General features: G+C 40.1%; 22 protein-coding genes and 1 tRNA gene. 19 read left to right on the forward strand and 4 right to left on the reverse strand.

What is annotated here, in order from left to right; translation table 11 throughout:
* The first annotated feature begins 75 nt into the window (after nt 1-75).
* From rihC to AC6UD1_RS05110, 12 genes are all read left to right on the forward strand, one after another.
* A complete protein-coding gene (gene rihC, locus AC6UD1_RS05055; RefSeq protein WP_500707448.1) occupies nt 76-993 on the forward strand; it encodes a ribonucleoside hydrolase RihC in 918 nt (305 codons plus the stop codon).
* A gap of 146 nt (nt 994-1,139) precedes the next feature.
* Complete coding sequence (gene rsmG, locus AC6UD1_RS05060; protein WP_500707449.1) at nt 1,140-1,862, forward strand: 16S rRNA (guanine(527)-N(7))-methyltransferase RsmG; 723 nt, start codon at nt 1,140-1,142, stop codon at nt 1,860-1,862.
* 15 nt (nt 1,863-1,877) lie between these two features.
* On the forward strand, nt 1,878-2,651 hold the full coding sequence (locus tag AC6UD1_RS05065) for a ParA family protein (RefSeq protein WP_500694026.1): 774 nt from the start codon (nt 1,878-1,880) through the stop codon (nt 2,649-2,651).
* Nucleotides 2,635-3,519, forward strand: a complete 885-nt coding sequence (locus AC6UD1_RS05070) for a ParB/RepB/Spo0J family partition protein (protein ID WP_500707450.1) — start codon at nt 2,635-2,637, stop codon at nt 3,517-3,519. The genes AC6UD1_RS05065 and AC6UD1_RS05070 overlap by 17 nt, the downstream gene beginning before the upstream one ends.
* A gap of 13 nt (nt 3,520-3,532) precedes the next feature.
* Nucleotides 3,533-3,724 (forward strand): DUF951 domain-containing protein, encoded by a 192-nt coding sequence (locus AC6UD1_RS05075; protein WP_500696940.1) that lies wholly within the window; start codon nt 3,533-3,535, stop codon nt 3,722-3,724.
* Nucleotides 3,725-3,738: 14 nt separating this feature from the next.
* On the forward strand, nt 3,739-4,836 hold the full coding sequence (gene ychF, locus AC6UD1_RS05080) for a redox-regulated ATPase YchF (RefSeq protein WP_500699625.1): 1,098 nt from the start codon (nt 3,739-3,741) through the stop codon (nt 4,834-4,836).
* Between the two features lie 9 nt (nt 4,837-4,845).
* Complete coding sequence (locus AC6UD1_RS05085) at nt 4,846-5,586, forward strand: DUF1129 family protein (RefSeq protein WP_500699626.1); 741 nt, start codon at nt 4,846-4,848, stop codon at nt 5,584-5,586.
* A 138-nt stretch (nt 5,587-5,724) separates the two neighbouring features.
* Entirely contained in the window at nt 5,725-6,411 is a 687-nt protein-coding gene (croR, locus tag AC6UD1_RS05090; RefSeq protein WP_500694021.1) for a response regulator transcription factor CroR, read from the forward strand.
* Nucleotides 6,412-6,432: 21 nt separating this feature from the next.
* A complete protein-coding gene (locus AC6UD1_RS05095; RefSeq protein WP_500707475.1) occupies nt 6,433-7,620 on the forward strand; it encodes a sensor histidine kinase in 1,188 nt (395 codons plus the stop codon).
* Nucleotides 7,601-8,890: a D-alanyl-D-alanine carboxypeptidase family protein gene (locus tag AC6UD1_RS05100; protein ID WP_500707451.1), complete on the forward strand. Its 1,290-nt coding sequence runs from the start codon at nt 7,601-7,603 to the stop codon at nt 8,888-8,890. Before AC6UD1_RS05095 ends, AC6UD1_RS05100 begins: the two co-directional genes overlap by 20 nt.
* Nucleotides 8,891-9,016: 126 nt before the next feature.
* Nucleotides 9,017-9,793, forward strand: coding sequence for an AzlC family ABC transporter permease (locus AC6UD1_RS05105; RefSeq protein WP_500696938.1), 777 nt, complete (start codon nt 9,017-9,019; stop codon nt 9,791-9,793).
* 15 nt (nt 9,794-9,808) lie between these two features.
* The gene (locus AC6UD1_RS05110; protein WP_500694018.1) at nt 9,809-10,141 is read left to right on the forward strand and encodes an AzlD domain-containing protein; all 333 of its coding nucleotides are present in this window, start codon (nt 9,809-9,811) and stop codon (nt 10,139-10,141) included.
* Between the two features lie 71 nt (nt 10,142-10,212).
* Here AC6UD1_RS05110 and AC6UD1_RS05115 read toward each other — a convergent pair whose 3' ends face one another.
* Nucleotides 10,213-11,391 (reverse strand): class I SAM-dependent methyltransferase, encoded by a 1,179-nt coding sequence (locus tag AC6UD1_RS05115; protein ID WP_500707452.1) that lies wholly within the window; start codon nt 11,389-11,391, stop codon nt 10,213-10,215.
* A 202-nt stretch (nt 11,392-11,593) separates the two neighbouring features.
* Here AC6UD1_RS05115 and AC6UD1_RS05120 point away from each other — a divergent pair, with 202 nt between their 5' ends.
* Together AC6UD1_RS05120 and AC6UD1_RS05125 are read left to right on the forward strand one after the other, a co-directional pair.
* Nucleotides 11,594-12,685: an AI-2E family transporter gene (locus tag AC6UD1_RS05120; RefSeq protein ID WP_500694016.1), complete on the forward strand. Its 1,092-nt coding sequence runs from the start codon at nt 11,594-11,596 to the stop codon at nt 12,683-12,685.
* A gap of 42 nt (nt 12,686-12,727) precedes the next feature.
* Nucleotides 12,728-13,426: a 2,3-diphosphoglycerate-dependent phosphoglycerate mutase gene (locus AC6UD1_RS05125; RefSeq protein WP_500694015.1), complete on the forward strand. Its 699-nt coding sequence runs from the start codon at nt 12,728-12,730 to the stop codon at nt 13,424-13,426.
* A gap of 29 nt (nt 13,427-13,455) precedes the next feature.
* Here the strand turns inward: AC6UD1_RS05125 and AC6UD1_RS05130 are convergent, their stop codons facing one another.
* Complete coding sequence (locus AC6UD1_RS05130; RefSeq protein WP_500694014.1) at nt 13,456-13,932, reverse strand: MerR family transcriptional regulator; 477 nt, start codon at nt 13,930-13,932, stop codon at nt 13,456-13,458.
* A gap of 184 nt (nt 13,933-14,116) precedes the next feature.
* On the opposite strand from AC6UD1_RS05130, the gene AC6UD1_RS05135 reads away from it, so the two are divergent.
* Together AC6UD1_RS05135 and AC6UD1_RS05140 are read left to right on the forward strand one after the other, a co-directional pair.
* Nucleotides 14,117-15,598 (forward strand): MDR family MFS transporter, encoded by a 1,482-nt coding sequence (locus tag AC6UD1_RS05135; RefSeq protein WP_500694013.1) that lies wholly within the window; start codon nt 14,117-14,119, stop codon nt 15,596-15,598.
* Complete coding sequence (locus AC6UD1_RS05140) at nt 15,598-16,368, forward strand: DUF4811 domain-containing protein (RefSeq protein ID WP_500707453.1); 771 nt, start codon at nt 15,598-15,600, stop codon at nt 16,366-16,368. The genes AC6UD1_RS05135 and AC6UD1_RS05140 overlap by 1 nt, the downstream gene beginning before the upstream one ends.
* Before the next feature lie 35 nt (nt 16,369-16,403).
* Here the strand turns inward: AC6UD1_RS05140 and AC6UD1_RS05145 are convergent, their stop codons facing one another.
* The gene (locus AC6UD1_RS05145) at nt 16,404-17,246 is read right to left on the reverse strand and encodes a metal ABC transporter solute-binding protein, Zn/Mn family (RefSeq protein WP_500707454.1); all 843 of its coding nucleotides are present in this window, start codon (nt 17,244-17,246) and stop codon (nt 16,404-16,406) included.
* A 121-nt stretch (nt 17,247-17,367) separates the two neighbouring features.
* Here AC6UD1_RS05145 and AC6UD1_RS05150 point away from each other — a divergent pair.
* Nucleotides 17,368-17,440, forward strand: a tRNA-Thr gene (locus AC6UD1_RS05150).
* Nucleotides 17,441-17,496: 56 nt separating this feature from the next.
* Here AC6UD1_RS05150 and helD read toward each other — a convergent pair.
* Nucleotides 17,497-19,809 carry an RNA polymerase recycling motor HelD gene (gene helD / locus AC6UD1_RS05155; RefSeq protein ID WP_500707455.1) on the reverse strand — a complete coding sequence of 771 codons (2,313 nt, stop codon included), beginning with the start codon at nt 19,807-19,809 and terminating at the stop codon, nt 17,497-17,499.
* Nucleotides 19,810-20,116: 307 nt separating this feature from the next.
* On the opposite strand from helD, the gene trpS reads away from it, so the two are divergent.
* Together trpS and AC6UD1_RS05165 are read left to right on the forward strand one after the other, a co-directional pair.
* Nucleotides 20,117-21,136, forward strand: coding sequence for a tryptophan--tRNA ligase (trpS, locus tag AC6UD1_RS05160; RefSeq protein WP_500707456.1), 1,020 nt, complete (start codon nt 20,117-20,119; stop codon nt 21,134-21,136).
* Nucleotides 21,137-21,187: 51 nt separating this feature from the next.
* On the forward strand, nt 21,188-22,123 hold the full coding sequence (locus AC6UD1_RS05165) for a Ppx/GppA phosphatase family protein (RefSeq protein ID WP_500707457.1): 936 nt from the start codon (nt 21,188-21,190) through the stop codon (nt 22,121-22,123).
* The last annotated feature ends 5 nt before the right edge of the window (nt 22,124-22,128 follow it).

A 22,128-nucleotide genomic window follows, 5' to 3' on the forward strand; every position in this document is an offset into this window, starting at 1 on the left:
AAGCTGAAGCAGCTAATTCAATTATGCGTGTGGTAAACTTGACTAATAACGACGGATTTAAAACGGAGGGATATTATGCAAAAAATTATTATGGACATGGACCCAGGAATTGACGATGCAGCAGCTTTGTCAGTGGCACTCAATGAGCCAAAATTGGGTGTGGACTTGGTGACCACCGTCGCTGGAAACGTAACGGTTGATAAAACGACGATTAATGCCCTTAAAATTATTAATTTTTTTCATGATGGTGAGCGGGTCAAAGTCGCTAGTGGGGCCGCAAATCCCTTAATAAAGCCGTTTGAAGATGCAGCTCGGATTCATGGTGAATCTGGGATGCGCGGTTATGATTTTACGGGTGAACTGCCAGAGCCATTGAAAATGACCGCGGTGAAAGCCCTTCATGACCACATTATGGACAGTGAAGAACCAGTCACGTTGGTCGCAACGGGATCTTATACCAACGTTGCTCTCCTACTGTCTGAATATCCAGAAGTAAAAGCCAAGTTAGAGCGGATTGTTGCCATGGGCGGAGCACTTGGACGTGGTAACATGACCAGTGCTGCTGAATTTAATGTCTTTACTGACCCTGATGCGGCCAAAATAATGTATCAAAGTGGTGTTTCAATTGTGATGATTGGACTTGATGTGACCAAGAAGGCTCTTCTTACTAACGAAACTTTAGCTGAAATTAAGAAAATGAATCGAGCGGGAGAGATGCTCTCTGCCATTATCACTAGTGATGGGGATCAAAGTAATGCAGGCGTGGCCATGCACGATGTTAATACGATTTTCTACCTGTTACACCCAGAATTACTTACTACGGAAGAGATGTGGATTGATATTCAAACTAGTGGACCCGCCAATGGCGCCACCGTTGGTGATATTCGTGGTGCTTATCATCATGGTCAAACCAATGCTAAGGTTGCCGTTGACATTGACGCCCAAGCGTTTAATGACTGGTTTAAGTCTGAAGTTCAAAAGATGCCAGATTAAACGGAACGGGGTAAATTTCTCGGTGACTTTTTTCCTTTTTTTGGTAACGAAATCTTTAAATTTTCGTTATAATGAGTGAAGGGTCTAATTTAAATTGGTTTAACTTTAATTAGTTTCCAATTGTTTGTTTTACATAGGAGAAGTAAATGAATCCAGAACAGTTTAAAGCGGCATTGTTAAAGCACGATATCTCACTATCGGACTTTCAGGTAGAACAGTTTAAGAAGTACTACGAACTCTTAGTGTCCTATAATCAAAAGGTGAATTTGACGACCATCGTTGAACGTGACGACGTGTATCTAAAGCACTTTTATGATTCACTTACTCCCGTTTTTTACATACCAGAGCTTAAAAAGCCAAGGTCAATTGTAGACGTTGGTGCGGGAGCAGGGTTTCCGTCAATCCCACTTAAGATTATTAACCCCGATTTAGAGGTCACCATCGTGGACTCACTTAATAAGCGGATTGTTTTTTTGAAACAACTAGTTAGTGAACTGGGATTGACTGACATGCGCCTTGTTCATGCTCGTGCCGAGGAATTTGGTGGAAAGCGGTCGAAGGATCGCGAACAATTTGATTTTGCGACAGCACGAGCACTAGCGCGGTTGAGTGTGATGTCTGAGTTGTGCCTCCCACTGGTTAAGATCGGTGGTAAGTTAATTGCGTTAAAGGCCGCTAGGGCTCCTGAAGAACTGAAGGGAGCTCAGAAGGCAATTACAACTTTAGGTGGTAAGGTCGAAAGTGACTTTGAGTTTAAATTACCGGAAAACGATGAAGTAAGAAATATAATTGTCATTGATAAAGTCACCAAGACACCAAAGAAGTATCCAAGAAAAGCTGGAACTCCAAATAAGGATCCGATCAAGTAAGAAGGAGGGAACAACATGGGAACCGTTATATCGCTTGCAAATCAAAAGGGTGGCGTTGGTAAGACCACGACTGCTGTTAATCTGGGGGCTGACCTAGCCACAAAGGGCAAGAAAGTCCTGCTGGTTGATGCCGATGCCCAGGGAAATGCCACTAGTGGCGTTGGTCTTAGTAAGCAAAAAATTAATAAAGATATTTATGATGTTTTAGTTAATGAAGAGCCGATCGAAGACGTTATTCTACATTCAGCTCATCAAAATCTCGATATTGTTCCTGCTACCATTCAATTATCTGGAGCAGAGATTGAGTTGACCCCCATGATGGCGCGTGAGACTCGATTGAAAACGGCACTTGAGAGTGTCTCTGACAAGTACGATTACATTTTAATTGATTGCCCACCTTCTTTAGGATTAATCACGATTAACGCTTTTACTGCCAGTGATTCGATTTTGATCCCGGTTCAGTCTGAGTATTACGCCTTAGAGGGACTGAGCCAATTACTTAATACCATTGGTTTGGTACAGAAACACTTTAATCCCAACCTCAAGATTGAGGGAGTGTTATTGACTATGTTTGATTCCCGTACTAATCTTGGAGCACAAGTCAATGGTGAGGTTAGAAAGTTTTTTAAGGATAAGGTGTACACCACCGTCATCCCCAGAAACGTTCGCTTATCGGAAGCTCCCAGTCATGGACTGCCGATCATTGACTATGATGCCAAATCAAAAGGCGCCAAAGTATACATGGAATTGACAAAGGAAGTGTTAGCTGCCCATGACCAACAAAAATAGTAAGGGATTAGGACGTGGAATTGAAGCATTGTTTAAGGACAATGACGTTAATAGTAATGACGAAGCAGTTGTTGATCTTGACCTAACCGAAATTTCGCCTAATCCTTATCAACCAAGAAAGAAATTTGATCAGAAGGCTCTTGACGATTTAACCCAGTCCATTAAAGAATCAGGAGTTTTTCAGCCAATTATTGTGCGCCACGATGTTGATAATCATAATTACCAGATTATTGCTGGTGAACGTCGATTTCGGGCATCTAAAGCTGCTGGGGAAGCCAAAATTCCGGCAATCATTCGTGATGCTACCGAAGAGCAAATGATGGAAATCGCTGTAATGGAAAACTTGCAGCGTGAGGACCTTAATCCACTAGAAGAAGCTCAAGCGTACGATACTTTAATGACGAAACTGAATTTAACGCAAGCACAAGTTTCAGAACGCTTAGGCAAGAGCCGCCCTTACATTGCCAATTATCTTCGTTTGCTGGGGTTGCCACAATCCGTTAAGGATATGCTGCAAAAAAAGCAACTTTCAATGGGGCAGGCCCGGGCCCTTTTATCAGTCAAAGAAAAATCACAACTTTTGAATTTAGCTGCTAAGGCTAAGGATGAAACCCTCACGGTTAGACAGTTAGAAAAGTTAATTGCTAAGGCTAATAAGGCTCACTCAACCAAGAGTAAACGACCAGTGAAAAAGTCCAAGTCTCCCTACATTAAGGAGAGCGAGGACCAGCTTCAAGATAAATTTGGAACTAAAGTTTTGATTAATGAGACCAATTCTAAGCTTGGTAAGGGACAAATCCAGATTGATTATATGTCAAATGAAGATTTGAACCGAATTTTAGACCTATTGGATATTCATCTCGACTAGGGAGGATATTTTTATGTATGGAATGCATGATATCGTTGCAATGAAGAAACAGCATCCCTGTGGCACCAATCGATGGGAAATCATTCGAATGGGAGCTGACATTAAGGTTCAGTGCATGGGATGTGGTCACATTGTGATGATCAGTCGACGACAATTTGAGAAACGTTTGAAGAAAATACTAGAAAAACACGAAGAAATTAACTAAAAGAGGTAAGCAGGATGTCTTTAACAGCGGGAATCGTTGGGTTGCCGAACGTTGGTAAGTCAACACTTTTTAATGCCATTACTAAAGCTGGTGCTGAAATGGCTAACTATCCTTTCGCAACGATTGATCCAAACGTAGGAATGGTGGAAGTGCCAGACAAGCGGTTAGACCGGATTCAGGAGTTAATACCAGCTAAAAAGGTGGTACCAACTACTTTTGAATTTACCGACATTGCGGGGATTGTAAAGGGTGCTAGTAAAGGTGAAGGACTTGGAAACAAGTTTCTTGAAAACATTCGTCAAGTGGACGCCATTGTCCACGTGGTGCGGGCCTTTGATGATGACAATATCACCTCAGTTACTGGAACCGTTGACCCCATTGGCGATATTGAAACGATCAACGTCGAACTTGGAATTGCTGATTTAGATGCCGTTGATAAACGAATCGGCAAAGTTCAAAGAGCAGCAAAAGGCTCGGACGAAGCCAAGGAAGAACTGGATGTTTTAAACAAGATTAAACCGGTGCTTGAAGATGGTGGTGCTGTTCGGGATATTGATTTTGATGAAGACGAGCAGAAAATCGTTAAGGGATTGTTTCTTTTAACTTCAAAGCCCGTTTTGTATGTCGCTAACATCAGTGAAGAATCGATGGCTGATCCAGAAAGTGACAAGTACTTCAAACTAGTTAAGGACTATGCTCAAAAGCATGGAGCCCAGGCAATTGGGATTGCGGCTGAAACTGAGCAGGAAATTGCTGAACTAGGTGATGATGACAAAGCTGACTTTCTTGAGGCTGAAGGAGTTAGTGAACCCGGTCTAAATAAGTTAATTCGGGCTTCATACAAATTGCTTGGACTGGAAACCTTCTTTACTGCAGGTGGCAAAGAGACCAAAGCCTGGACCTTCAAGAAGGGCACTAAAGCACCTCAAGCCGCCGGAATTATCCATTCTGATTTTGAACGGGGCTTCATTCGAGCTGAAATTATGTCCTTTGAAGACCTGGATAAATACGGGAGTGAAAATGCCGTTAAAGAGGCTGGAAAATTGCGGGTTGAAGGTAAGGATTACGTCATGCAGGATGGTGACATTGCCGAATTTAGGTTCAACGTCTAGGAGGAAATTATGAGCGAGGAAGATAATCGAAAACGAAATGCTAAAGCAAAACAGCATCAACATCACTCAAACACTAAGATTGCTGAACGAGAACAATTTGATCACGTTGGTTTGACCAAGAGAAATGCTGAATATATGTATAAGTTTAAGCAGGAACTTTCGGAAACCAAATTGGAACCAGAAAAGCAAGCTGCTCAGATCAGTACGATGGTAAACGAACTAAAAAAGGCTCAAAAGAGTGGGATTACCGCAAAGAATCTGTATGGAACGGTTGCTCAAAAAGTGCAGGTTACGGTTCACCCGCCAAAGAAACCCCAAAAGATGACACCCATCACCTACGTGATTGATGCCACGTACAACTTTTTGTGGTTTTTGGTCCTGTTCTGTTTCTTGTACGCTGCCATGTTCTTCATTAATTCCTCGCAAGCATCAAAAGGTGGTGTAATGGGGATTACTGGAATCTTCGTTTCCTCAATTGTTGCTGGTGCAGGGATGCCACTTATGACCAACTTGTTTGCTCCGGGAGTAAAACATAAATATAATGGCATCATTCGAGCTTTGATGATGGTTCTATTGTTCGCAATTTGGATGCTAGTCTTCTTTGGTGGAACGTATATTCCGAGAGTGGTCAACCCGATTACCAGTCCGATTGTTGACGCAGTGATTGGTGTGATTGGAATTGCGGGAATTTTGTACATGCGTCATCGTTTCCCAATTACCAATGGACTATTTACCGGGAACCGAAATTAATTAATGAATCGTGGATCAACTGATCTACGATTTTTTTGATGTGAAAGTTTAAATGTTTATAATATTAAAACAATTTTGGTTAATCTCTGTTTTCAATCTGATAAACTGAAAGAAAATAGTGAATTCGAGGTAATTAAAATGAAAATTTTAGTTGTTGATGACGATAAAGAAATCGCACAATTATTAGAAATCTACATTAAAAACGAAGGTTACGAACCAATCTCAGCCTATAACGGTAGTGATGCATTATCACTTTTGCGCACTGAGCCAGACATTGGCTTGGTAATTTTAGACATCATGATGCCGGAAATGAGTGGGATTGATGTTATTAAAGAAATCCGTAAAGACTCCCAGATTCCGATCATTGTGTTGTCCGCCAAAACGGCTGATATGGATAAAATTCAGGGATTGGTTTCTGGAGCTGATGATTACGTCACCAAGCCATTTAACCCATTGGAAATCATGGCACGGGTTCGTTCCCTGCTTAGAAGAAGTCAAAACGATGTCACTAAGGACAAGCCTGACATTTTAAACGTGGGTCCACTGACTATCAATAAGGATTCACACGAAGTTAAGACGGAAGACGGCAAAGAAATCCAGTTAACCGCTCTGGAGTTTGGTATTTTGTACCTTCTTGCCAGCCATCCTAACCGGGTCTTTTCAGCTGATGAGATTTTTGAGCGCGTTTGGAAACAAGAAAGTATCATTTCAGCTAAAACCGTCATGGTCCACGTCAGTCATTTACGTGACAAGATTGAAGAAGCCACTGGCGGTGAAAAAGTGATTCAAACCGTTTGGGGCGTCGGCTACAAAGTGGAAGCATAAATAATAAGAGGAATCTTGAGTTTGAAATTAACGACGAAAGAAAAAACTGAATTATTTGTTGAAGGAGTAGTTACTTTAATATTATTACTCCTTTTAAACTTGGCGATTACCGTGATTATCACTGAATCAATCGAGAGTAACCCGGGTCTAAGGGACGGAATCTTCATCATTAAGCAGTCGGTGACCTTTGGCCCGATGCATTTTCGACTACTTAGCTGGGAGAATCTCTTCATCATTGCTATGGGCGTGATCGATGTCATTATTATTTACTGGCGGTTGATTCGGCGCTATCATCAAATGCAACTCCGCCACATTATTTCGGAATTGCATTACATTGCGAACGGGCATTTTGACCATCGAATTCCCTTTGAATTAAAGGGAGATACTGAGCGGGTCATTCAAAGTATCAACGCGCTTGTTGATAGTGTCATTGAATCCATGAATGATGAGCGAGAGGTGGAAGCTTCAAAGGACAAATTGGTCACTAGCGTTAGTCATGATTTAAGAACGCCACTAACTTCAATTCTGGGATACCTTGGTCTCATTGAAGACGGTCAGTATCAAAATGAAGACGACATTTTAAAGTATTCACATATTGCTTATTTAAAGGCGCAACAAATGAAACAATTAGTGGATCGGCTTTTTGAGTATGCTAAGGCGGGCGACAAGTCTAAGCCTTCGCAAAAAATTGATAACATTGATGTGAATGCGCTATTAGAGCAGCTTCAGACCTCATTTAAACTTGATGCATCTAAGCACAAGATGACGATTGAAATGAAGTCACTCAAGCATGATATTTCGATCAAAGCCAATGCGGAGTCGTTAGGTCGGGTATTTAATAATCTGATTTCGAATGCTTTTAAGTATGGAAAGGGTGGACGTCATATCTATCTTTCTGCTAAGCCATTTAGTAGTGAAGGAGTTGAAATTATCGTTTCAAACGATGGCGAACAGATCCCTAAAGGGTCACTAGATCACATCTTTGATCGTTTTTACCGGGTTGAGGAGTCACGAAACACCAAAACTGGTGGAACTGGCCTAGGACTTGCCATTGTTCGTGAGATTGTCACCAATCAGGGAGGTTATATTAACGTTTCTTCAACGAAAAAATTAACCGCGTTTAAAATTTACCTTCCGTTAGATGTTAAGCATCCATTACGGAAAGATAAACATGTGATAGGAGAGAAAAATGCAAACCAAGAAAAGTAATCATAGTGGTCATCAATTTCTCGTTTCATTTTTAATCATGACGTTAGCGCTCGTTTTAATGATTCCAGAGACCTTGGCAAAGGCTAACTCGAACGAAATCGATAGTAAAGCTGCCATTGCAGTGGACGCTAAATCAGGACAGATTATTTATCAAAAAAACGCTGCTAGAAACTTACCGGCAGCCTCGATGAGTAAGTTACTCACCGCATACATAGTTCAAAAACGAGTTCATGATCATCAATTGAAATGGGACACTAAGGTGGATATTTCACCTGCAGTTGCCAAATTAAGTACCAAAAAAGGGTTCACCAACGTTAAATTAGAGGCCCATAAGAAATACACGGTAAGGGAGCTATATTCAACGGCCCTAATTGGTTCAGCTAACGCGAGTGCGATGGCGCTTGGTGATAAAATCTCTGGTAACAGTGAGAATTTTGCCAAAACCATGCGAGTAACTGCCAAAGAATTGGGAATTAAAGACGCCAAATTCTATAATGCCTGTGGTCTGACTAACAAACAGGTTGCACCGATGAATTTACCAAGGGTGACTGGTGATTCTGAAAATGAGATGTCAGCAAAAGACACGGCAATTATCTCTTCCAAAATTATTTCGCAGTATCCTGATGTTCTAAAAACCACTAAGAAAACGCAGTATACCTTTGGTGATACTGATAAGAAACCGCAAGAAGTTGTCAAGACCTCTAACGAAATGTTGAAGGGACAACGATATTACGATCCAGCCTTAAACGTTGATGGTCTAAAAACGGGAACTTCTAAGAAAGCGGGCGAAAACTTTGCGGGGACTTTAGATAATCACCATGGTCATCGCATTATCACGGTAGTTATGGGTGCCAAGCCTAATCAACGGTTTATCGTTACTAAGAACTTAATGGAACACGTAATCAAGAATTATCGCCCCATGGAGTATGATAACGATCAATTTACCGAGAATCATCTAAGGGTGATTAACGGGAAAAAACGGACGGTTAAAGTCAAGATGAGCAAACCAGTTACCCTGTGGGGCAAGGTTTCTCAACCAAATGAATTTAGCGACCAAATTATACTTGATTCAAAGCATGCTAAAGATAACGCGGTATCAGCTCCTGTGCTTAAAAATCAGGAAGTTGGAACGAATCAGGTTGGATTTAAAAATCAGAAGGTGGAATTTTTAAATCATGATGGTGGAAAAGCACCAATCGTTACCTGCCAAAGCGTTGATAAGGTTGGCTTCTTTCCGAGATTGTTCCGTGAAATTGTGGAATTTTTCTGATAATTACCATTAGAACAAAATTATGGTTTGTTATTTTGCCATTTTTTCTTATAATGAACAATGTACGCAAAAAGTTAATTAATTTTTTTAGGTTATTTATTCAAGAAATCAAGTGGAGGATTTCAATTGACAAAATTAGTACCGAATCCTAATGAACCTACTTGGAAAGCCAATTTCAAGGTCTCGTTTCCCTTAGACTTGAGTTACATTCCAATTGGTTTGGCGTGTGGGATTTTGCTACACGCCGCGGGATTTAACACGTTTAACACGATTTTGGTATCACTACTGGTTTTTTCCGGTGGTGCCCAATTTTTGATCGCATCCATGTTAACCATTAATTCACCACTTCTAACGATTGTGTTGATGCTGTTTTTCCTAGAGCTGAGATACGCATTATTAGGATCGAGTCTTTCTAAGTATCTTCACGGGCAGAACACGCTCTTTACGTTCTTTTTTGCCTGTTCTTTAAATGACGAAAATTACGCTGTGAACTATTTAAAGTTTTCAACTGACAAGAAATGGACCCCGAAGGATGCGTTGCAAGTAGAACATTTTACGTTATTTTTCTGGACCATTAGTAACTTAGTGGGGAGTTTAATTGGGTCAGCTCTTACAATTGATCTAACCGTGGTGCATTTCGCACTCACAGCGCTCTTCTTGTATATGATTGTGATGCAGTTAAAGGATTTGCTAAAAGTGTTTATTGCACTTTTTGCTGCTGGCCTTGCGATCTTCTTCTTAGTGTTAACTAAATCAACACTTGGATTAGTTGCGGCGACGTTAGTTGCATCGTTCATCGGTTTCTTGCTTGATAAATACTTTCGGAGTCGAAAACGGAAGACCAACAAGAAAAGTATTTTTCTTAAGACGTTTAAAAACCCTGCGGGGACACCGAAGGAATAAGTTGGGAGAATTGTTATGAAATGGGATGCGATGCAACACTTTCTGTTAATATTGCTGTGTTTTTTGGTTGCTTTAGCTCCAAGATTTATACCATTAGCATTTTTTAGAAAGCGCAAAATTCCAAAGTGGTTTACCGAATGGATGGAATTTGTACCAATTTGTCTGTTTACTTCACTGGTAGTAAAGGATATTTTTATTAATCAGTCATATGCCTTTTCGATTAGTGGTCAGGGACCAGAGTTAATCGCTGCCGTGTTGGTAATTGGGATTGCTTACTGGACCCGATCTATGCTAGTTTCAGTGATGGCAGGACTAGCGGCGGTGTTTCTGTTAACGTTTGTCCTTTAATGAATATTTGATAACAAAAAGACGTAACTTTAATTGATGAAGTTACGTCTTTTACTATCTATTATATTAAGTTATTTGTACATGTAGTCACGGGTCATTGGAAGTGATGCACCAGCCGGTCCCTTTGAAATGAGGTACTGCATGACATCGATATTTCCAACCTTAAATGAAGCGGCACAGGCTTGAAGGTACAAGTCCCACATGCGGCAGAAACGTTCGTCAAACATGTTTTCAATTTCTTTTCGGTGCGCATTGAAGTTTTTATCCCATGTTTCCGTAGTCTTCTGGTAGTGTCTTCTTAGTGATTCAAGATCGTAGATTTGCATGCCATTATCAATAATATGGTCTAAGTTTTCGGTCAAACCAGGGATGTAACCCCCAGGGAAGATCCACTTATTTAACCAACCATTGATCGCACCACCTTGTTGTCTGGTAATTCCATGGATGAGGGCGTTTCCGTTTTTCGCTAAGTGGTCTGAAACGACCTTGAAGTATTCATCAAGATTTTCTTTCCCAACGTGTTCAAACATTCCAACAGACGTGATGTAATCCCACTTTTCTGACTTTGGTAGTTCACGATAATCTTGAAGGCGGACTTCAGCGATGTCTTCAAGACCGTACTTTTTGATCTGTTCGTTAACGTAGTCGCATTGTTCCTGACTAAGGGTCACACCAGTGACCTTTAGGTCGTATTCTTTAGCGGCAACTAACATTAAAGTACCCCAACCACAACCGATATCTAAAAGAGTACCACCAGGCTGTGGGTTTAGTTTCTTGATGATGTGATGAACTTTATTCATCTGAGCATCGTACAGGCTATCTTCTGGACTTTCCCAGTAACCACATGAATAGGTCATGGTCTTATCCAGCCAAATTTTGTAGAATTCATTTCCGATGTCATAATGCTTTTGCACATCTTTTTTACTTGCCGCTTCTGAATGAGAAGACTTTGGTAGCCACTTAATGAATTTCTTGTTGTGTAAGAAACTGCTACTATCCAGGTAGGCTGCTGCAACTAAATCTTCTAAAGAAATCCCTTCAACAGTGATTACACCATCCATGTATGCTTCACCTAAAGCGATTGAAGCATTACTGGTAATATCTTTAATTGGAATTGCTTTGTGGATAGTAATGTGAGCTTTAGGCTCACCCTTACCATAAGTCTTGGTAGAACCATCCCAGTATGTTACCTTTAATGGAATATTAAAACTGTGTTTGATAAATTCACTGTAAAACGTCTTTTCAAGCATATAAAAACCTCTCTTTAATTCAATAGTTATATGGCCATTATAACCTTTTTTTGTGAAACTCGTAAAATAGACTGACATGAATTTTAACAAATTACATTAGATGAGATGCTATAATAAAAATATTACGTATTACTATTAAAATTGATTTGAGTAAAGTGTTAAATACGAATTATGAATGGAGAGGGGATGGATTAAAACCAAAATGGAGAATTTAACTAATTGGTGGCAAAAATTTTTAAATAACACAAAATTAAGACGGGCAGTGGTCTTGTTGCTAATTGTCGTTGTTCTGTATCTCTGTCGGTCAATGATGACCACCATTCTTCTGACCTTTATCTTTACGTTATTAATAACCAAGTTAGTACTTTGGATTCGTGCCCGGATTAAGATTCCGATTCCAATCTTGGTCATTGTGATTTACCTATTAATTGTGGGGGCCATTGTACTGGTGAGTGTCCTGTACCTCCCCCAGATTGCTGAGCAGGGAGTTGAAATAACCAAGACGCTAATTACCTTTTATGAAAGTCCCCATTCGATTAAAAACCCAGAATTACGTTCGTGGGTTTTATGGTTACTAAAGAACTTTAATGTACCAAACCAGATTAAGGGAAGTATGAACCTGATTTGGAGTTACATTACAAGCATTGGTTCAACTGGGATTGCTATGTTCTTGTCACTACTTTTGAGTTTCTTTTTTACCTTGGAACTTAAGCAGGTGAAGCGCTTTTCTAAGAAGTTTTTAACCAGTACCTTTGGGTGGTTCTTCTCGGATATCCTGTTTTTCGCGAAGACTTTCGTCAAAACCTTTGGGGTCGTGATTGAAGCCCAATTCTTTATCGCAATCTGTAACACGACGATTACCACGATTTGTTTATGGATCATGCAGATTCCACAGCTTTTGATCTTAGCTGTCATGATTTTCTTCTTGAGCCTCATTCCGGTGGCTGGGGTTATCATTTCGTTAATTCCTCTAACCTTGATTGGTTATACTGTAGGTGGATTTAGATACGTGGTATACATCTTCATCATCATTATGTTGGTTCATCTACTTGAAGCATACGTGTTAAACCCCAAGTTCATGTCGGCTAAGACCGAACTACCAATCTTCTTTACGTTCGTGGTCCTCCTGGTTGGTGAACACATCTTTGGAACGTGGGGATTAATTGTTTCGGTTCCTGTTTTCACCTTTTTACTGGACGTCTTAGGAGTCCAAAACGTTGATGAAGTGGCGAGAAATCGAAAACCAGGTTGGTTTAGTAAGATCAGTAAGTTAGTGAAAAAAAGTTTTAAATGATGTAAAATGAGTTAGTATAAAAACAAAAGAGGGGTAATTACAATGGCTAAATTAGTATTTGTTAGACACGGCCAAAGTGAATGGAACTTATCGAACCAATTCACTGGTTGGGTTGACGTTGACTTAAGTGAAGAAGGAGTTAAGCAGGCTAAAAATGCGGGTAAATTAATTGCTGAAGCAGGAATTCAATTTGACCAAGCTTACACTTCAGTTTTAAAGCGTGCCATCAAGACTTTAAATTATGTGTTGGATGAAAGTGACCAATTATGGATTCCAGTTTTGAAGTCTTGGCGTTTAAACGAACGTCACTATGGTGCACTTCAGGGCCAAAATAAGGCTGAAGCTGCTGAAAAATTTGGTAAGGAACAAGTTCACATCTGGCGTCGTTCATACGATGTTTTGCCTCCACTTTTGGACGCAAATGATGAGGGATCAGCTGCTAAAGATCGTCGTTATGCTGACTTAGATCCAAAGGCGATCCCTGGTGGTGAGAACTTAAAGGTTACTTTGGAACGAGTTATTCCATTCTGGCAAGATCACATTGCTCCTAAATTGTTAGACAACAAGAATGTGATCGTTGCTGCCCATGGTAACTCTCTTCGTGCTTTAACTAAGTACATTGAAGGAATCTCTGATGAAGACATCATGAACGTTGAGATTGCTACTGGTCAACCAATTGTTTATGATATTGACTCTGACTTAAACATTTTAGACAAGGTTAAATTAGGAGAAAATAAATAATTTAATCTAAACCAAAAGACACCTCCTAATTAATTAGGAAGTGTCTTTTTTGTATCCATTAGTGTGATTTTACTACCACGATCGCTTACTTTGATAATGACCGATTTACTGGGGTCGTCTGAAAGAGGTCCCATATTAATGCAGTAGTCGTCATTTTTAGTTTTAACGTATTGAACCCGATCAAGGATTAATTTTTTAAAGACTTTACTGATTTCTTCGTGACGTTTTGCCTTATCTACTGCCGTGGCTAGAGTAAATCCGGACTCTAGATAGGATTTGATTAATAAAACGGTTACTAAGGTATAAATGCTATATCGCTTGTTTTGATTTTTATGAACTGGTAAAGAAGTAATGTATCCTCGCTGCTCCCAGTAGCGAATCTTACTTTGGGAAAGACCGGAGCATTTGGAAATATCACCAATGCCAACCGAAATGTTATTTTTTTTGATGATTTTTCCGAGTCGTCCGTTGAGGTCAGCTACTTCTTGATCATTCTCATTTTCCAAGGGTTTACCTACTTTCTATGCTTAATCAAACTCGATGAATTCATTAAATAATACAATACTAATTATATGTAAAATAATGAACGTGTCAATTAAATTGACATAAACATCGGATGGTTGTATAGTAGTTGGTGTTGTAATTTTGAGCAAATATTAATTAATTAAGCTTTTGAAAGGGGCATATATAATGCATAATATTCCTGCTGTTGATGCGAATGGCAAAAAGTATAATCGAACCATGTTTGTCATTATTCTTTTGGTTGGAACTTTTTGTACGGTTTTAAACCAAACCATTTTGTCAACGGCTTTTCCAACATTAATGCGTGCCTTTAATGTTAATACCTCGACCGTTCAGTGGTTAACCACCGGATTTATGATGGTTAACGGAATTTTGATTCCGGTTAGTGCCTGGTTGAGTGGACGTTTTAACACTAAATGGCTGTACTTATCAGCAATGATCATCTTTGAGATTGGAACGGTGGGGTCATGGATAGCTCCAAGCTTCTGGTTTTTATTTGGGTCACGTTTGATTCAAGGTGTTGGAGTTGGTATTGCCATGCCATTACTTCAGACTATCATGTTGTCAATTTTTCCAGCAGAAAAACGGGGCACTGCCATGGGACTTGCTGGAATCGTCGTTGGTTTAGCGCCTGCCATTGGACCAACTTTGTCTGGATGGGTGATTGATACTTCATCTTGGCGAAATTTGTTTGGGATTATTGCTCCCATTGTTGCCATAGTCATTGTTTTAGGACTGTTTTTTGTTAAACCAGTTCTTCCAACTAAGAAAAGTAAGCTAGATTATCTCTCATTAGTTTTGTCTACCATTGGTTTTGGTAGTTTACTTTATGGATTCTCGTCAGTTGGAAATGACGGTTGGGGCAGTCCAACTGTCATTTGGGGATTAATTATTGGAATCATTTTTATTATTCTCTTTGGATGGCGTCAACTGGTCATGAAGAACCCGTTCTTGAATTTAAATGTTTTCAAATCACGTGAATTTCGACTTGGAACCATTGTCAGTGCGGTGGTCTTCATGGGAATGGTCGGAGTTGAAATGGTCTTACCTCTCTACTTACAAATTGTTAGAGGGATGAGTGCTTTTCATTCCGGATTGACTCTATTACCCGGAGCACTTTTAACCGGATTTATGAGCCCAATTACTGGAAGACTATTCGATAAGTTTGGGGCCCGTCGTTTAGCAATGGGTGGATTGTTCTTATTGACGGTTGGAACTTTTCCATTTTTGTTTTTAACAAAGGATACTCCAACCATTTACGTTGTTATTTTGTATGCGATTAGAATGTTTGGGGTGGCAATGTCCATGATGCCAGTAACGACATCTGGAATGAATGCTCTTCCAGTTTCTGAAATGGGGCATGGAACTGCTGCTAACAATACCTTTAGACAGGTTTGTGGATCAATTTCAACGGCCGTTATGATTTCAATTTTAGCCAATGTTACTACCAATAATATGCCAGCAAAACACTTACTTAAAATTAATCCGTTGGCATATCGAGCTGGAGCAATTAACGCTAATTTGAAAGGATACATGGCAGCCTTTGGAGTCGCATTCTTAATCTCATTAATTGCCTTTCTTTTGACGTTTGCGTTGAAAAAGGGTCATGTTACTGAAGATCCTGTTTTTGAAAAGGGAGGTAAAAAATAATGATATTTATCTTACTAATTATTTTTGTAATTGCCTTTTTCTTAACGTGGAATTTGATTGCTAATAAAAAAGTGGCAACCTCTTTAGGCCTTATATTTGCTGCTTTGATTATCATTACGATTGGTCTAATGATTGCCAATTACCACAATCACTTTGGGATGGAAAAGAAGACCACGGTTAAGACCACTTCGTTTACATCAGTGAACAATCAAGCCAACATGATATTGTATAAGAAGATTGGTCAGACTAATGATAAAGTTGTGATCTACAAAAAGAATGTAAGTCAAAAGAAGCCAACCGTAACACCTGCGATTGACACTACGAATGAAATCAAACCAGGTGGCGATTCAAACAAACTGGTTACAAAGCAACAGAATTGGGTCTACAAAAATAAATTTTACAAAGTCTTCTTCATGTTTGCTCAAAAAGAAGCCTTTATTAAACGTACGAATACTTTCCACGTAAAATCAGGTTACATGGTATTCACACCTGAACAAGCTAAAGCATTTGGGAAGGCCATGAAACAAGAGGCTGCTCAAATGAAGCAGTCACAACAAAATCCTGAAGCTCAGCAACAGATGGCTGCTTCTGGGAAACAGTTTGTAGCAGCTAAGATACAACAAGCTATGGCCGAAAATCCAAAGATGTCATCAAAGGACCAAGCTAAGCTGCAAAAACAAGCTGAGAATGAATTTAAGGCGCAAATGCAGAACAAAGCTAAAAACCAGATGGAACAAAAGGCAATGGAACAAGCTTTAAAAGTTAACTAGATAAAAAATGATGCTCAAATTTTGAGCATCATTTTTTATTGTTGTTTTTGTATTTTTCCAAGTTCTCGGTACTGATTATTCATCCACTGCATGTAATTTTGCCCCTTTGGAGCGGTCTCTGACACGTTTAGGATGGGCACATGATACTTTTTAGCGTATTTAACCATTTGTGTAACCACCGGGCTATCGGATTGAGTGTTATTAACAAAGAAAGCAATCTTATGGTTGCGCATGTCACTTTGCAGGTTGGAGATGTCACTGACTGAAGGATCGACGCCCTTTTCAATGGCATTTGAGAACCCGTAGTCCTTAAGTTTGTAACCAAGGGCTGAAAGTGAGTAGTCAAAGACGGGCTCGCTGGTAGCAACTGATTGACCGTGCGAATTCTTTGATAACTGCTTGATTAACCGTTGCGTTTGGCCCCATTCATTTTTGTATGTTTGCGCATTTTCCTCAAAATATCCACGGTGATCTGGATCAATCTTACTGTAGACGGTAACTAGATGATCAACCAAATGGTCCATGGTAGTTGGTTTATACCAAATGTGTTCGTTGTCGCCATCTTTTTTATGCATCAATTTGCCAACGTTCACGTCCTGTTGATGATCGTTTCCAGCGTTGTGAATTAATTCGTTCATCCAATCGTCATAACCAATTCCGTTTGAGATGACCACGTTTGCCTTGGCAACTTCTTTCGCGTTGTTAGTTGTTGGTTCAAAGTCGTGTGGATCAACGTCTGAATTGATGATGGACGTGTTGTGACCATACTTTCCAACGACTTGTTGGGCCGCGTCTCCATAAAAGTTAACGGAACTTACAACCTGAATTTTCTTTGGGTCATGGGCTGCCGACTTGTGACATGCTGTGAGTGGAATCATCAGTAGTACGAGACAAGTGACTAGGAGGGAAAGTTTAAAATGTCGTTTCATATTATCGTCCTTTTCTAATCTTTATGAATTCTATCCTAGTGTACCATTTTTGGTGTGGTAAAATAGGAATGCCATTCTAGCTCAGTAGGTAGAGCATTTCCATGGTAAGGAAAAGGTGCCGGGTTCGACTCCCGGGAATGGCTTATTGTTTATTTTCATAGTTTAAAACTCTCACTACGTAATCATAGTGAGAGTTTTTTTATTCGGCCGTTGAATTTTTGCTGACTTTAATTAAATTATCACTGATGGCTTGTTTGGGAATCAACGGCGAAACCTCGCCGTTACACAACAGGGTTAGCGAATGCATGGCGCGGGTCAGAATTGTGTAAAGGACTCCAAGTGAGTGCTGATCAGGGTAATTCTTTTTTGAGACGTCCCAGGCAATGACCGAATCAAATTCGAGTCCCTTGGCCAAGTAGACGGGAAGTACGACAACTGGTGAGGTCATATCTCGGTCACTATCTTTTAATAATGTAGCATCAAAGTGAGCGTTGACCTTTTGGTAAACTTGTTTGGCCGATGTGGCATCTCTAGTAATGACCGCGACGGTTTCGTGTTTTTGAAGTTGGTCGTTGATAACGTCAAATAAGGAACTTGTTAGTTCATTAAAATTGTCCTTCACGATTAACTCGGGCTTTTCCCCATTTCGGTTGAAGGCCTCGATGTTATTCCCATCTGGAAGTAATGATTTGGCAAAGGACGTGATGGGATAGGTTGAGCGGTATGAACGATTCAGCTGAATTAGTCGCGAATGTTTACTAGGGATGGCATCATTAAGCTTGTCCAGTAACGTTTGGGCTGACTCGACATCCTTGAAAATGGCCTGTTCACTATCACCAATCAGGTTGAACTTAGCTCTCGGAAAAATGAGCTTGAGATACATAATCTGGGCAATTGAGTAGTCCTGAATCTCGTCGACGAAAAGGTATTTAATGTTAACGTTTTTGTTTTCCCCACTGAAACGATCCCTCAAGTATAGTAGGGGGGCAGTGTCATCCAAACCAATTTGGTGAAATTCAATGTGATTTAGGAAATCATTTTTGCTTTGTTTAAAGGCATCTGGTTCAACATTTTCAGGCAACTTAACGTGGTTAAGAAAATCGGCGTATTGAACGTACGGATCGAAAAACTCATCGTTGTAGATAGCATCGTACACGGTACTAAGTCGATCTTTAACTAGTCGAGTGGCGATGTAGTTTCGTTCATCGTCTAGTTCCTCAAAGTCATTTAAGTGTTTTTCACCCAGAAGTTTGTGGTACTGTTCTTCGCTCATGGTGTCGATAATGTCAGCAACCCATTTTTTCTTAGTTTCATCGTGAATGCGATTCTTCAGTCTCTTGATTAAGCGGTTCTTCGTTTGAAGGAGTTTTTCACTACTGGTCATCCCACTAGGTAGACTAGCGTAAATTTCACGAATTTCCTTTTTAGAAAAGTAAACCTCACCATTAAAGTGAATATCATCGAACTTGATTTGATCAGAGGTGAGATTTTGGACGTAGTTTTCAATCTGATCGATGAAGTTCTGACTATTTTTGAATTCGCGAAGTTTAGAATCAGAATCATGATCAGAAGCTTCGTAACGTTGAAAAAGGGTCTGAACCTTCATGCCCTCAAGTCGGTGGGCAAAAAATTCAGCTAACGTAACCTGATGCATATTGCGTTCCCCTAAACTTGGTAGTACGTCCTTGATGTAGTTACTAAAAAGAAGATTCGGAGAAAAGAGTAGAATTTGGTCAGCATTTAAAGAGTTCCGACTGTGATATAACAGAAAGGCAATCCGTTGTAAGAGTGCTGAGGTCTTTCCTGATCCAGCTACTCCTTGAACGACCAACAGATTACTGGTGGTATCTCTAATAATGTCATTTTGTTCGTGCTGAATGGTGGCCACGATGTTTTGCATCTTTTCGTTGTTTTCATCACTTAAAGCACTCTGCAAGAGTTCGTCGCCAACCGTTTCGTTGGTATCAAACATGTTGATGATCTTGCCGTCTTTAATCTGGAATTGACGTTTCTTTAGAAGGTCAGTGGCTTGTTTACCGTTGGGAGTATCGTAAGTGACTTTTCCAAGCGTACCATTATAGTAGATACTTGAAATGGGAGCTCGCCAATCATAGATTAAGAATTCACCGTTTTTGTCGATGAAAGACGCCTTCCCAATGTATAGGTGATCAACGTCAGAAAAGCCCTCGTCTGAGATGTCAATTCGACCAAAATAGGGTGATTTTTTAAGGTCCTGATAAGTGGCTAGTTGGCCCTCAATAATGGCTTGATCCTCAACCACTTTGTTAGTTAAACTTCGCTGTTGTTGCAGGTCAGCGCTGGTTTCAATCCGGTCATCAGCTTCTAAATAGTTTGCGGATGTATTGGTCCCGTAATCTTTTTGAACTCGTTGAGTTTCTGCCTTGGCTTTTTGGTATTCGGTTTGGGTGTCTTGGATTTTTTCGTCCAACTGGGAACCAACCCAGGTGACCCGCTCTTGCTCTTTGTTTTTTTCATCCTTATTCAAGTGCATACTCCTCCCTTTAATTCGTGAATAATTCTAATTTGAAAAGCCGGTACTGTCAATTTTTTCGTGCTTTGACAACCCGTCATAAATCGCATAAAATGAAGTTAATATGTATTTAGTTTAGTAAGTAGTGGAGTCAAATAACAGAGAGGCTATGTTTACTGAGATTAGTCAGACGACACGAACTGGATAATGGGTAACAACCTTATAGTTTAAGTGGCAGAGAAACCTCTGCAATTTAGGTGGTACCACGTGCAAGGCGTCCTATTGATTATTCAATAGGACGTTTTTTATTAAAGAAAGGAAAATTACGATGGCAAAAAAAGAAATTGTATTAACTGGTGATCGTCCGACCGGAAAACTTCACATTGGACACTACGTTGGTTCGTTAATGAGCCGTTTAGAGTTGCAGAATTCGGGTAACTACGATCCATTCATCATGATTGCTGACATGCAGGCCTTGACAGATAACGCTCGTGATCCAAAGAAGATTCAAAACAGTCTGTTGCAGGTAGCCTTGGACTATCTAGCGGTTGGACTTGATCCAAATCAATCAACAATCTTTGTCCAATCTCAGATCCCAGCCTTAAATGAACTAACGATGATTTATCTTAATTTAGTAACGGTTTCCCGGTTGAAACGAAATCCGACCGTGAAAACTGAGATTAAACAGAAAAATTTTGGTGAAAGTGTACCAGCTGGTTTCTTCATTTATCCGGTCAGTCAAGCTGCTGATATCACCGCCTTTAAGGCAACCGTGGTTCCGGTCGGAGAAGATCAAGAGCCAATGATCGAACAAACCAGGGAAATTGTCAGAAGCTTTAATAGTGCCTATCACAAGAACGTATTGGTTGAACCACAAGGTTTCTTTCCACCGAAAGGCATGGGGCGCATTCCCGGCCTCGACGGAAATGCCAAAATGAGTAAGTCGCTTAATAATGCCATTTACCTTGCTGACGATGCCGATACCATTAAGAAAAAAGTGATGTCCATGTACACGGATCCAAAGCACGTTCACGTTGATGACCCAGGTCAAGTTGAAGGAAACACGGTCTTTACGTATCTGGATATTTTCGCTCACGACAAGCAAAAAGTTGGTGAACTTAAAAAGCAATATCAACACGGTGGTCTTGGAGATGTTAAAATTAAGTTGTATTTAAACGAAGTTTTGCAAGATGAACTCAAGCCAATTCGACAACGTCGAGAAAAGTTAGCTAAGGATCCTGAGTATGTATACAGGGTCTTAAAAGACGGAAGCGACGCGGCTAACATTGTTGCAGAAAACACCCTTGAAGAAGTTCGCGATGCCATGGGGATTAATTATTTTAAGTAGATAAATTGTCATAGCACCAAATATGAATAAATACTTGAGGAGGAGAATCGAATGGAGAACTTTGTTATCATTGATATCGGTTCAAACTCAGTCAGAATGGCAATTTATTGCATCGATTCCGATGGAAGTTATCATGAGATTAAACGCGTTAAGAACGATACGAGATTGTCTGAGGGAATCGGACAAAATAACATTTTACAGATAACTGCAATGAATCGTACGATCTCGGCGCTTCGATCCTTTAAGTCAGAGTATTCAAAGTATAAAAACGTTGTGGTTCGTGCCATTGCTACGGCAGCGGTGCGCCAAGCTCAAAATCAAAAGGATTTTTTACACAATGTTTATAAGCAGCTTCACATTAAGATTCGCGTGTTAACCGGCAAGGAAGAAGCTTACTATGATTATCTAGGAATCTCTGATCGATTGGCGGTTAAAGATTATCTCTTGATGGATGTTGGTGGTGCTAGTGTTGAAATTATTCAGGTTAGAAACCAAAAAGATATCCATTGTATCAGCGTTCCCATTGGGGCAGTAAAAATTTCGGAACAATTTCATTTGATTAACCACGTGACTCCAGCTGATTTATTTGCGGCTGAGTCTTACGTTATCGAAGTGTATAGTCGGATTCCTTGGATTAAGAAGCCCCTTCATTATCCGATTGTTTTGATTGGTGGAGCGGCCCGCGCAATTGCAAGAATTAATCGGCAGTACCAACATTTAAGCCATGTTGATCACATCCAAAATTTTCAGTTAACCAGAAAACAAGTCAACAGTACGATGGAAATGTTTCTGAGTAAGACTTTGGCTGAGCGTCAAAAGATTAATGGGCTTGAAAACGACCGTGCCGACGTCATCATTGGTGGTTCCCTTTGTTTAACTGTCATGATGCATTTTATTGATTCCAAGCGGGTCATTTTCTCAAACGGTGGCGTGCGCGAGGGACTGATTAATGAATACATTGAGAATAGTCCTCATTTTAGAAAATAGGTGTC

The sequence above is a fragment of the Fructilactobacillus sp. X8R1C1 genome, assembly GCF_059900945.1.